The organism is Cytobacillus kochii (assembly GCF_044790165.1).
Lineage (GTDB): Bacteria > Bacillota > Bacilli > Bacillales > Cytobacillaceae > Cytobacillus > Cytobacillus kochii.
Map to the genome: position 1 here is coordinate 3,408,483 of NZ_CP085254.1, position 13,304 is coordinate 3,421,786.

A 13,304-nucleotide genomic window follows, 5' to 3' on the forward strand; every position below is an offset into this window, starting at 1 on the left:
TTTTTGAACCTCGACTATAAACCAACTTCTCGCCAATGTAAAAATCCGAACATAAATGAATTGGATATGTTCGGATCTTTTTTTGTCTATTCTTTTTTTAATATATGGGATCACCTTTGTCTAAATGCTCACCATTTTATCACTTTGATGTTGCCATGATTAATACGTCTTCTAAGGAAGTGATACAAAATAATTTTTAATTTATTTCTTATAAAAGGAATTAATAAAAGAACACCTATGAAATCTGAAATAAACCCTGGTAACACAAGGAAAACACCTGCTATGAATATACAAAGACCATCTAGCATGGAATCACCCGGCATTTCCCCTCGGCGCGTTTCCATCTGTACCTTTTTCATTACTTCCATCCCTTGCCTTTTTGCTATATAAACGCCAAAAACGCCAGTCAATATAATTAGAAGAAATGTCACGGCCACACCTAAAGCCTTACCGGCAAGAAGCAGTACAACAATTTCAATCGCCGGTATTAAAATTAGCGGTAATAATATATAGCGCATTTAGCCACCTCATTATATTTTATATATATAATGATATCAAAATTATGGGCTCCCGAGAAACATAACACATTTCCATCATTGGAAATTCCCACTTTATAAATTTAAGAACAAAATGCTACTTAAACGAATTCGGGAACGTACCTATATCGATACCCCATGCAATTGGCATATAGAAATAAATCATTACACCAACAAAGATAATTGTAAAAATACTTAACCAAAATCCGGATTTAGCCATATCACCTATTTTTAAATAGCCAGATCCAAAGACAATAGCATTAGGCGGTGTGGCAACAGGGAGCATAAACGCACATGAAGCAGCAATTGCAGCAGCTACCATAAGCGCATACGGATGAAGGTCTAACGCTAATGCTAAAGATGCCATAATAGGGAACATCATTGTAGCTGTTGCCGTATTTGATGTAATCTCAGTTAAGAATGTCACAAGTGCTGTTACGCATAGAATGACAATAACAAGATGCACACCCTCTAAAACAGTTAACTGCTCTCCAATCCATGTGGCTAAGCCTGAATCCTTAAAGCCTTTGGCGATTGCTAATCCCCCACCAAATAGTAATAATATCCCCCAAGGAATATTCAATGCATCTTTCCAATTTAAGAGCTGAGAATCCTTACTACTTTTCGATGGTAAAAGAAATAGAATAATCGCTGCAGCAATCGCTATAATCGTGTCGTCGATTCGGCTCATAAAATCAAAAGGAATGAACGATCTTGTAATCCACGCAACCGCAGTAGCAAGAAACACTACTAATACTAATTTTTCCTCAAAAGATATATTTCCTAAACGTTTTCTTTCAGAAGAAATGATTTCTTTTCCACCTGGAAGCTCCTTGATTCTCATAGGGAAAGCCATTTTAATTAAGTAAAACCAGGCTACAAGTAATAAAATAGCTGCGAAAGGAACCCCAAATAGCATCCATGTAGCAAAAGAAATATCAATCCCATAAATTTCTTTTACAACACCTGCAAAAATCATATTTGGAGGTGTCCCAATTAAAGTACCTAAACCACCTATTGAAGCTGCATAGGCAATCCCTAGCATTAGTGACTTACCAAACCGGTTAGCAGATTCTCTTTCCGACTTCATGGAATCGTTTACATGTGTAATAACAGCAATGGCAATCGGCATCATCATCATGGCCGTTGCAGTATTCGATATCCACATTGAAAGGAAACCTGTAGCCACCATAAACCCAAGAACAAGCCTAGATGTACTAGTACCAACCACAGTAATGATACCAAGTGCAATTCTTAAATGGAGATTCCACTTTTCCATCGCAATGGCGATAATAAAGCCACCTAAAAATAAGAATATTGTATTATCCGCATATGAACTCGTAATTCCTTCAGTCACTGCACCAGTAACGGGAAAGAGAATGATCGGCAATAGTGAAGTTACTGGTATTGGTATGGCCTCAGTAATCCACCAGACAGCAACCCAAAGAGTACTTGCTAGCACTGCTTGGGCTTCTCTTGACATTCCTTCAGGTGAAACAAATAGGAGGGTTAAAGCAAAAAGAATGGGCCCTAATAATAAACCTATATTCTGTTTTTTCGTTCTTTTTCTCTGTTTCGGATTCTCTCCATTATTTTCATCTGATTGCTTCAATTCATTTGATTGGTTCTTATCAGACTCGTTCTTCACTGAGAATAACCGTAATAAGTCCTTTATTTGATCATGCAACCTCCACATTTCCATCCAAAATCCTTGCATATAATTCAGCATATCCTCACCACTCCCTTTAATTATGTATTTATTTATTTTTTTCAATATTTCTATTCAAAATAATTTAAGAGATATGTTATCATTATAATTGTGATATATTATATTTAATATTATGTTATACTAATATAACGATATTGGCAACAATTATATTCTATTTTGAGTTAAAAATTTAATTAGGTTGTCTAAATATCTTTTTCAACCTTATTTTTCAATCTTATATAAAAAAAAGAACTGCCGATTAATAGTATCCGACAGTTCTTCTATGTTTATAAGACACTCGCATGGCCGTTATAAATGACACCTCTTTGTGAGTCTACTGTAATGTCTTGACCGTCCTTAATTAATTTTGTAGCCATATCTAAACCGACAATAACCGGAATACCAAGGTTTAAACCAATTACAGCACCATGGCTCGTTAGACCACCTTCTTCAGTAATTAAAGCACTACATTTTTCAATAGCTGGGACCATTTCACGATCAGACCCAATTGTTACGAGTATTGAGCCTTCTGTAACCTTTTCCATCGCTTCTTTCGCATTGCGGGCAATAACTGCTTTACCAAATGCTGACTTTCTGCCAATTCCTTGAGCTTTTGCAATGATATCGCCAACTACATGAATTTTCATTAAGTTTGTTGTTCCTGCTTCTCCAACCGGAACTCCAGCTGTTATAACAACAAGATCCCCCGAATGAACGATTCCTGTTTGTAGACTTTCTTCTACAGCTATATCTAGCATATCATCGGTTGTCTTAGCCTTTTGGCCAACTTGCGAATATACTCCCCATACAAGTGATAAGCGACGAGAAACGTATTCATGTGAAGTGACAGCTACGATTGGATTCACCGGTCTGAATTTAGCAATCATTCTAGCTGTATGTCCACTCTCTGTAGGTGTGATAATGGCGCTGACTCCTAAGTTTAGTGCTGTATGTGCAACAGATTGGCCGATGGCATCGGTCACATTATGTTTATTATTTTTACTTCTTTGAGATAAAATCTCTCTATGATTTAAGGCTGTTTCTGCACGAGAAGCGATATTATGCATCGTTTTAACTGCTTCTACAGGGTAAGAACCCGCTGCTGTTTCACCTGATAACATGATTGCATCCGTACCATCAAAAATGGCATTAGCAACATCACTTGCTTCCGCACGAGTTGGGCGAGGGTTTCTTTGCATGGAATCTAACATTTGTGTTGCTGTAATAACCGGCTTTCCAAGTTCGTTGCATTTTTTAATTAATTGCTTTTGTACAAGCGGTACTTCCTCCGCTGGAATTTCAACACCTAAATCTCCACGCGCTACCATTAAACCATCTGACACTTCTAGAATACCTTCAATATTATCTACGCCTTCTTGGTTTTCGATTTTGGGGATAATATGAATATATTCTGCATTATTTTCTTCTAGTAATTGACGAATTTCTAAAACGTCTGATGGTCGTCTCACAAAGGAAGCGGCAATAAAGTCAACTTCTTGCTCAATTCCAAAAAGAATATCCTTGGCATCCTTTTCTGTGATGCCAGGGAGGTTAACTGAAACACCTGGTACATTCACACCTTTTTTATTCTTTAACGTACCGCTATTTAAGATTTTCGCATGAATTTCTTCTTTCTCTTTATTGATAGCATCGACTTCCAAAGCAATCAACCCATCATCTAAAAGAATACTAGAGCCAATGTGAACATCATCAATGAGGCCACTATATGTAACAGAGAATTTGTCTGTTGTCCCTTCCACTTCATTCATACTCACAATGATATTGTTACCCGCTTCTAATTCAATCGCACCGTCTTTCATATCATTTGTACGTATTTCCGGACCTTTTGTATCTAATAAAATTGCAACTGTCTTTCCAGTTTGCTTGGATGCTTCGCGGATATTAGCAATTCGCTCACCATGTTCTGCAAAATTCCCGTGTGAAAAATTTAATCTTGCTACATTCATGCCAGCATTTATTAATTCAATAATTTTTTCAATACTTTCACTAGCTGGTCCAATTGTACAAACAATTTTCGTTTTACGCATATTAATATATACCTCCTAATTATGTACACTTAAATTGAAAGCTCTCTTGATAACTCGTATAGTTCTAAATCTAACCTATTATGTTGACTTAAGACATCACGCAAGCTATTTGCTACGACTTGGTTATTATTCAAACCAACTGCTTGTCCACCTTTTTCTTTGGCAAGTAATTCCACTGCATGAGCACCTAAACGACTAGCTAAAACACGATCAAATGCCGTTGGAGATCCGCCTCGTTGGATATGACCAAGAACAGACACCCTCGTTTCAAGTGAGGTTGCGCTCTCAACTTGTTTTGCGAATTCTATACCACTACAAACACCTTCAGCCACAATGATAATACTATGCCTTTTTCCTCTATCAAGTCCACTTTTGAGTTTTGTTGCAATTTCATCTATATCGTAATTTACTTCAGGAATAAGAATGGTTTCTGCTCCACCAGCTAAGCCTGCCCATAAGGCAATATCTCCTGCATCTCTACCCATTACTTCTATAATAAAGGTTCTTTCGTGTGAGCTCGCTGTATCCCTGATTTTATCTATGGCATCAATGACTGTATTTAATGCTGTATCAAATCCAATAGTATATTGTGTACCTGCAATATCATTATCAATCGTTCCTGGTACACCTACACATGGAAAACCTGCTTCAGTGAGGGCAAGCGCTCCTCGATAAGATCCGTCTCCGCCAATCACAACTAGACCTTCTATTTGATGTGCCTTTAAGTTCTCTATTCCCTTTTGTCTTCCTTCTTCTGTTTTAAACTCTTCACATCTTGCAGAATAAAGAATCGTACCGCCACGATGAATAATATCACCAACAGATCCTAATTCTAGCTTTTCTATATTACCATGAATTAGACCAGTATAACCGCCATAAATACCATATACCTCGATCCCATCATGAATGGCTTTTCTAACAACTGCACGAACGGCCGCATTCATTCCAGGTGAATCTCCTCCACTCGTTAATACACCAATTCTTTTCATCTTCTCTATCACCTCTATTATGGGAAAACAATTTGTATTCTATTAATATGAACGAACCTAGGGGAAAGGGAAAAGAGGACCTACAAAAGGTTAATAAGCTTCTTCTACTGTTAAAATAGCACGAAAAAATAAACATCACAATTATAATTTATTAAGTTTCGTTAAAGAATTGTTACTAAAAGCATATTCAAGCCAAATATGAACAAAGGTATACATTCTATTATGAAGCATATCAGAGTATAAATTACTTTATAGTTGCTCTCGTTTGGTACAAATTATTAAATTCTTTTTTAAATAACGTGAATAATAGGAAAAACGTGCAGTTCGCACGTTTTTATTTTACCCCAATATAATCTCTTAAAAACGAATATTTCCCAATTGATTTATATTTCTCATAACGATGATCTACTAATTGCTTTTCATCTAGTTGAGATAAATCTTTTAATGACTGATAAAGAATATCTTCAATTGCTAGTGCTTGCTGCTCAACATCCTTATGAGCTCCACCTTTTACTTCAGGTATGATTTCATCGATAACTCCAAGCTCCTTTAAATCTGGAGCAGTAATGCGCATCGACTCAGCTGCTGTTTGCGCTTTCGCCGCATCTTTCCAAAGAATAGAAGCAGCTCCCTCTGGTGAAATAACAGAGTAAGTAGCATTTTCTAGCATATGAATATAGTTACCAATGCCCAACGCCAAAGCGCCGCCACTTCCCCCTTCTCCAATTACTATACACACAACCGGTACTTTCAAACTAGCCATTTCAAAAAGGTTTTTAGCTATCGCTTCACTTTGCCCTCTTTCTTCAGCTGCCTTGCCTGGGTAAGCACCTTTCGTATCTATAAAACAAACAATTGGTCGGCGAAACTTTTCCGCTTGCTTCATTAAACGCAACGCTTTTCGATAACCTTCAGGATGCGGCATACCGAAGTTTCTACGGATATTTTCTTTTGTATCTTTTCCACGTTGATGGCCGATCACTGTAACAGGATGTCCTCTAAACTTAGCAATCCCACTAACAATCGCTTCATCATCTCCGAATACACGATCGCCATGACATTCAAAAAAGTCATCAAACAAATACTCTATATAATCTAATGTAGTAGGACGATTAGGATGACGAGCAATTTGCACGCGATCCCATGGTCCTAGATTTTCATATATATCTTTTTCTAACTTGGCTAATCTTGTCTCGAGCTTATTAATTTCAGCTCCTAAATCAACATCTGCTGTCTTCGTAAATTCTTTTAATTCAGCTATTCTTTTTCTTAGTTCAATAATCGGTTTTTCAAACGTTAATTCAGTTACCATTTAAGCTCACCTCCTGGCTGATGAATGGAAAGAATGTTAGCAATCTCCTCTCGCAGCTTAGAACGATGAATAACGGCATCAAGCTGCCCATGCTTCAATAAGAATTCTGCTGTTTGGAAGTCCTCTGGCAACTCTTCACGAATTGTCTGTTCAATAATACGACGCCCGGCAAAACCAATTAACGCTTTTGGCTCAGCAAAATTAAAATCTCCTAATGAAGCGAAACTAGCAGAAACACCACCAGTAGTCGGGTGTGTCATTATCGAGATAATTAAGCCACCATTATCACTGAATCGCTTAAGCGCCACACTCGTCTTCGCCATCTGCATCAAACTCAATACACCTTCTTGCATTCTTGCACCACCAGAAGCAGTAAAGATAATGAATGGCACTTTCAATTCATCCGCCTTTTCGATTGCCCTTGTGATTTTCTCTCCGACCACAGAGCCCATGCTTCCCATTCTAAAAGTCGAATCCATTACGGCCAGAACAATTTGAAAACCATCCAATTCTCCAATCCCTGTCATTACCGCTTCATTCATGCCTGTTTTCTTACGGTCTTTTTCAACTTTTTCAAGGTAATCTGGAAAAGCAAGCGGGTTTTCTGATATCATTTCACGATCTAGCTCTTGAAATGTCCCCTTATCTAGAAAGCTCTCAAAACGTTCTGCTGCGTTCATTGGGTGATGATGACCACAATTAATACATACCTTCATGTTTTTCATTAGTTCTTTCGTATACATTATCTTCTTACATTCAGGGCATTTAGTCATGATTCCTTCTGGGACATCTTGCTTCGCTGCCTCAGAAGGAATAGTTGCATATTTTTTCTTCTTTGATTTTGTAAAGATGTCTTTTAGCAAGGTGAAACCTCCTTGTAATTACAAAGTAAATAACAAAAGTGAAATTTACCTTTCCTACTTTAGTAATCATTACCAATTCCCTAGGTGGCCAGACCACTTAGAAAAAAACAATTGCCTATCGACGTAAGTGCGAGAATATAGCTTGTCTCATCACTATACAATAATAGGCTTAAAAAAGATGGAAAACATTGTCGTTAAATGCTCGACAAATTTCTTATTAAACAATATTGAATTTTTGCTGTTTGTTCATCTTTCTCTATCATCGCATCTATTAATGTCAGATAGGTTTTTTGATCAACAATCGCTGAACCAAAGTCTAACGAATTATAATAATCGGTTAAAATCGTCCATAGACGCTTAAATAAATGGTTATCTGCTATGAGAACGATGCGATAAAAAAATTCATTCTCTTGAAACACCTCAGAAGTGACCCAATTTCTAAAAGCTTCAAGTTCTTTTGGCGTTGCTTTTCTCATCGCTAACCATATACAATCCCATTCTACCAAATATTTCGTTTCTTTAATATCAGTTTTTGCTTGTTTGTCTTGCAGAATAAATGTACTCAGTAATTGTACCAGATTATGACCGCGAAAATCTTTAATAAAGGTTCCTTCGCCTCTTCTCGTCTCTATTAAACCTAGTAGCTCTAACGCACGAAAAGCTTCACGAACGGAAGAACGCCCAACATTTAGGCGTTCTGACATTTCACGTTCTGAAGGTAGTTTATCACCTGTTTGATAACCTTCTTCTTGAATAATATTTCGCAGCTGTTTCACGATTTCTATATATAATTTCGTTGAATTGTCCAGCGAACTCACCGCCTATCGTTATTTATCTTTTCCGATAGCTGCAAGCTGTGCTGTTCTTTGCTTCACTTCTTCTGGGTCAACTTTAATTCTAGCTACGCCAGTTTCCATAGCTGATTTAGCTACTGCAGATGCTACTGCTGGTGCCACTCGTGGGTCAAATGGAGCTGGAATGACATAATCAGAATGTAAGTCTTCTTCAGCAATCAATTCAGCAATTGCTTCAACCGCAGCAATTTTCATATGCTCATTAATATGAGTTGCACGAACATCTAAAGCACCCCTAAAGATTCCTGGGAAGGCAAGAACATTATTTACTTGGTTAGGGAAATCTGAACGACCTGTACCAACAACAAGCGCTCCAGCAGCTTTTGCTTCTTCTGGCATGATTTCTGGTGTTGGATTAGCCATAGCAAAAATGATTGCCTTGTCGTTCATTGATTGTACCATATCAGCTGTCAGAGCACCCGCCACTGATACACCAATAAATACATCTGCATCTTTAATTGCATCTGTTAAACTGCCTTTAACTTGGTTACGATTTGTGAACCGGGCAACTTCACTCTTAATATCATTCATCCCGTTTGGACGCCCTTCATAGATAGCACCCTTTGTATCACACATAATAATATCTCTTACACCATAACGGTATAGTAATTTAATAATAGCAATACCTGCTGCACCAGCACCGTTTGCAACCACTTTTATCTCGCTCATCTTTTTACCAGCAAGTTTAAGGGCATTGACGAGTCCAGCAACAGTTACAATGGCCGTGCCGTGTTGATCATCATGGAACACTGGTATATTTGTCTCTTTTTTCAAACGTTCTTCAATATAGAAGCAATTCGGTGCTGCAATATCCTCTAAGTTCACACCGCCAAAAGTCGGCTCCATTAACTTCACCGTATCAACGATTTTATCAATATCATTGGTATTCAAGCAAATAGGAAAAGCATCAACACCTGCAAAACTTTTAAATAACACAGCTTTCCCTTCCATTACTGGTAATGCTGCTTCTGGTCCAATATTGCCAAGTCCAAGAACGGCTGTTCCATCAGAAACCACAGCTACCATATTGCCTTTCATTGTATAATCATAAACTGTTTCTGGTTTATCATAAATTTCTTTACATGGCTCTGCAACGCCGGGAGAATAAGCTAAGCTTAACTCTTTCGCATTTGTAACAGCTACTTTTGATTTAGATTCTAATTTACCTTTATGAACCTTATGCATATTTAATGCTTCATCTCTTAATGACATGACCTACACCCCTTAGTGCTTTCTTATAATTCTTCACAAACCCAACATACTAGCTGTCTCTTCTTTTCTTAATATGTAAAATTTGTCTCTCTTATTCTTCATTACATATATCAAGAATGTGGCAAAAACAACTAAATACCTAGGACGTTACAAAATAGCAGTCGACCTCACAATAAACATATACTAGAAAAATGATTCAGTATTCATTAATAAGAATTGCTTCCGTACTAGAGAACAATTTCCCTATAAATAAGGAAATGAAAGCAGCACTTAAAACAAATTCTTTAAAAATCAACTTCATGGTGGTCTGACCAGTTTATGATAACAATATAACATATCTGAAAAACTTGTAAAGGCTAACGCTTAAAAACAATATTCTCTCCTCCGAATAATTCTTTTAAGCGTTCAGTCAATTTTTCGCTGTATGATACATATTCATCTTGACTAAGTTTGATGGATCTACGATCATTTTCATAGAATAAAACGACAGGTGATTTCCCTACTTCATATTGTAAAATTTCTTTTAACAATGTTAATTTCTCATCTGATTCATTCTCTTTCGTAATCTTAATGTAAAGGGTAGGTGGCTTAGATTCTTCCTTTTCAATCACTTCTTCTACATTTTCAACACTTCTAATAATCCATTGTTTCTTTCCATTCCTTACCTCTATTTCACCTTTCATAAAGACAATATCGCCAGCTTGCATGATAGAAGAATACTTATTATAGATTTTCGGAAAAGCGACTGCTTCCATATCTCCAGTTTGATCACTAAGAAGTAAAAATGCCATCGCTTCTCCTTTTTTGGTCCTAATCTTCTTCATTTCTGAGATATACACGACTGATTGAACAATTACTTTTCTCTCTTGACTCTCAATGTATTGTAGCGTTTGAGATTTTAACAGTGAAAAAAATGATTCATAGGTTGTTACCGGATGTGCAGAAAGATATAACCCTAAAGCCGCCTTTTCGTTAGCAAGTTTATCTAATAAGGGGATCTCTTCAACAGTTGCGTATTTTGGTTTAGGGAAAAATTCCTCTTCACTAAACATATCAAATTGATCATCATCTGGCTGAACTAAATCGGCATGCTCTAAGGCAATATCTAAGCTAGCAAGTAGTGTCGCTCGGTCCTCACCAAACTCATCAAAACTCCCGGAATGAACTAGCATTTCAAGCATTCGCCTATTGAATACTTTCCCTGACATACGGATACAAAAATCAAATAAATCTTGGAATGATCTACCTGCTCTCACTCGAACAATTTCCTTCCAAGCATTTACCCCGATCGTCTTCACTGCCGCTAAACTATAGCGAATTCCTTGATTTTCCACCTGAAAAGAAAAGATACTTTTATTAATGGAAGGAGGTAAGATCGCAATCCCCAATTGCTTCGCCTCATTTACATATTGGGCTACTTTCGCATCATTACCAATAGCTGAAGTTAACAATGCCGCCATGAAATGTAGCGGATAATGAGCTTTTAAATAGGCAAGTTGATAAGAAATCATACTATAGGCTACTGCATGACTTCTATTAAATCCGTAATTAGCAAACTTGACGATGTAATTATATATTTGATTGGCAGTTTCTTCTGTGTATCCTTGGATAATCGCACCCTGCACAAAATGTGCTCTTTCTTTATTCAGAACTTCTTCTTGCTTTTTACTTACGGCCCTTCTTAATAAGTCCGCTTCCCCTAGTGAAAATCCTGCCATCTTTGCTGCAATCTGCATAATTTGCTCTTGGTAAACAATGACACCATAAGTCGGCTTCAATATATCTTCTAAATCTTGATGAGGATAGGTGATTTCCTCCTCACCATGCTTTCTCGCTATAAATAACGGAATATTTTCCATCGGGCCTGGGCGATATAATGCATTGACTGCAACAATATCCTCAAATGTAGTCGGCTGCAGTTTTTTTAATACATTTCTCATCCCACTTGATTCTAACTGAAAAATTCCTGTTGTTTCTCCCCTAGATAGTAATTGATAAGCTTTTTGGTCCTGAAGTGGCACTTCTTTTATGGGAATAAGTTTCCCTGTTTTCTTTTTGATAGACTGTAAAATATTTTCAATAAGTGACAAATTACGCAAACCAAGAAAATCCATTTTTAATAGGCCACGATTTTCCAAGTGCTCCATTGAAAATTGTGTTAGAAAAACATCTCCATGTCCCCCGGTAATTGGTACCACTTGAACAAGTGGGCGCTCACTTATGATAACGCCAGCAGCATGTGTAGAAGTATGTCTAGGCAATCCTTCTAGCTTTAGTGCTGTATTAAATAATCTTTTATATAACGATGATTGGTTAATCAATGTTTGCAAGGAATGTGACTCTTGCCAAGCTGATTTTAAGGTAATACCTAGTCGACTAGGTACCGCACGAGATAGCTGATCTAGTTCCTTTGAGTTTAAGCCAAATGCCCTACCCACATCTCTAAGTGCCGCCTTAGCTGCTAATGTTCCAAACGTAATGATTTGCGCAACATGTTGCTGACCATACTTGCTGGCCACATACTGGATTACCTCATCTCTGCGATGGTCAGGAAAATCAATATCAATATCAGGCATAGAAATCCGCTCAGGGTTCAAAAACCGTTCAAAAAGCAAATTGTAACGAATCGGATCAACATCTGTTATATAAAGCACATAAGCTACAATTGAGCCGGCTGCTGACCCACGTCCAGGTCCAGTGAATATTTTTTCCCTTCTGCAAAACTGCATAAAATCAGCAACAATTAAAAAATAATCACTAAAATTCATTTTCTTCAAAATAGAAAGCTCATATAAAAGGCGATTCCTGGCTTTCTCATTTCCATCAGGATATCTCTCACCCCACCCTTCCATACAGAGCTGCTCTAATTGTTGATCGGCTGTCATATGGCCATCAGTGGGGAATTTCGGCAAGCTTTTTATTCCAAGGTCCATCTCCACATCACATTCACTGGCAATCATATTCGTCTTTACAATGGCCTCTTCCTCTTCTACAAAAAGGTCAACCATTTCTTTCACACGTTTTAAAGAATATTGATCAGATTGTAATCTTTCCCAACTCTCGTCTTCTAATTTTTCTCCATTGCGTATAGCAAGTGCACATTGTTGAGCAAAGGCATCTTCTTTATTTAAATAATGAACTGCATTTGTCACAACTAGAGATATATCACTTTGCTCTGATAAACCCTTCAGCATCGGCAATAATTTCTCTTCCTCTGTTAGCCCATGTCTTTGCATAGAAAGATAAAAGTCACCAGAAAAAATCTCTTTATACATACGAGCATATTTTTCAGCATCCATAAACCGGTCTTCTAACAAGTAATTCTCAATTACGCCTTCTAAACCAGGTGTTAAAGCAATTAATCCATTTGAGTAAGCCCTCAACCACTTGAGCGGGAGCCCGCCTTCTGCTGCCGTTTGCAGGCTACTCGTTATTTTGAGTAAGTTTTGATAACCTTGGTTATTTTTCGCTAGTAATACTATTGGGTTCGTCCCTTCTTCTTGTTCCTTTTCAATATCGACAGTCAACCCAATAATAGGTTTAATATTATTCTTTTTACATTCATTATAAAACTGTGCTGTCCCGTACATTACATTTCTATCTGTAAGGGCAATTGCTGGATACCCTTTTACTTTGGCATCTGCTACGAGTTGTTCAACACTAGCTGTGCTCATTAGTAAACTATAGGCACTATATACTTGCAAGTGAATAAAAGACAACTTTCTCACACCCTCATTTTTCTTCTTCTTTTATTATAGAACGTTTGTTTCTTAATGAAAACT

9 protein-coding genes are annotated in these 13,304 nt (G+C 37.3%); all 9 read right to left on the reverse strand.

Annotation, left to right across the window (positions count from 1 at the left end; translation table 11 throughout):
* Nucleotides 1–128 precede the first annotated feature (128 nt).
* Nucleotides 129–518 carry an FxsA family protein gene (locus LG276_RS17395; RefSeq protein WP_224935780.1) on the reverse strand — a complete coding sequence of 130 codons (390 nt, stop codon included), beginning with the start codon at nucleotides 516–518 and terminating at the stop codon, nucleotides 129–131.
* A 115-nt stretch (nucleotides 519–633) separates the two neighbouring features.
* The gene (locus LG276_RS17400; RefSeq protein WP_251162583.1) at nucleotides 634–2,265 is read right to left on the reverse strand and encodes a DASS family sodium-coupled anion symporter; all 1,632 of its coding nucleotides are present in this window, start codon (nucleotides 2,263–2,265) and stop codon (nucleotides 634–636) included.
* A 266-nt stretch (nucleotides 2,266–2,531) separates the two neighbouring features.
* Complete coding sequence (pyk, locus tag LG276_RS17405; protein ID WP_224935778.1) at nucleotides 2,532–4,292, reverse strand: pyruvate kinase; 1,761 nt, start codon at nucleotides 4,290–4,292, stop codon at nucleotides 2,532–2,534.
* 29 nt (nucleotides 4,293–4,321) lie between these two features.
* On the reverse strand, nucleotides 4,322–5,281 hold the full coding sequence (gene pfkA, locus LG276_RS17410; RefSeq protein ID WP_251162582.1) for a 6-phosphofructokinase: 960 nt from the start codon (nucleotides 5,279–5,281) through the stop codon (nucleotides 4,322–4,324).
* 334 nt (nucleotides 5,282–5,615) lie between these two features.
* Nucleotides 5,616–6,593, reverse strand: coding sequence for an acetyl-CoA carboxylase carboxyl transferase subunit alpha (gene accA, locus LG276_RS17415; RefSeq protein ID WP_251162581.1), 978 nt, complete (start codon nucleotides 6,591–6,593; stop codon nucleotides 5,616–5,618).
* Nucleotides 6,587–7,456, reverse strand: coding sequence for an acetyl-CoA carboxylase, carboxyltransferase subunit beta (gene accD / locus LG276_RS17420; protein WP_095372302.1), 870 nt, complete (start codon nucleotides 7,454–7,456; stop codon nucleotides 6,587–6,589). Before accD ends, accA begins: the two co-directional genes overlap by 7 nt.
* 194 nt (nucleotides 7,457–7,650) lie before the next feature.
* A complete protein-coding gene (locus LG276_RS17425; protein ID WP_251162580.1) occupies nucleotides 7,651–8,274 on the reverse strand; it encodes a FadR/GntR family transcriptional regulator in 624 nt (207 codons plus the stop codon).
* Between the two features lie 9 nt (nucleotides 8,275–8,283).
* Nucleotides 8,284–9,522, reverse strand: coding sequence for an NADP-dependent malic enzyme (locus LG276_RS17430; RefSeq protein ID WP_224935775.1), 1,239 nt, complete (start codon nucleotides 9,520–9,522; stop codon nucleotides 8,284–8,286).
* 356 nt (nucleotides 9,523–9,878) lie between these two features.
* A complete protein-coding gene (gene dnaE, locus LG276_RS17435) occupies nucleotides 9,879–13,250 on the reverse strand; it encodes a DNA polymerase III subunit alpha (RefSeq protein ID WP_308937075.1) in 3,372 nt (1,123 codons plus the stop codon).
* Nucleotides 13,251–13,304 lie beyond the last annotated feature (54 nt).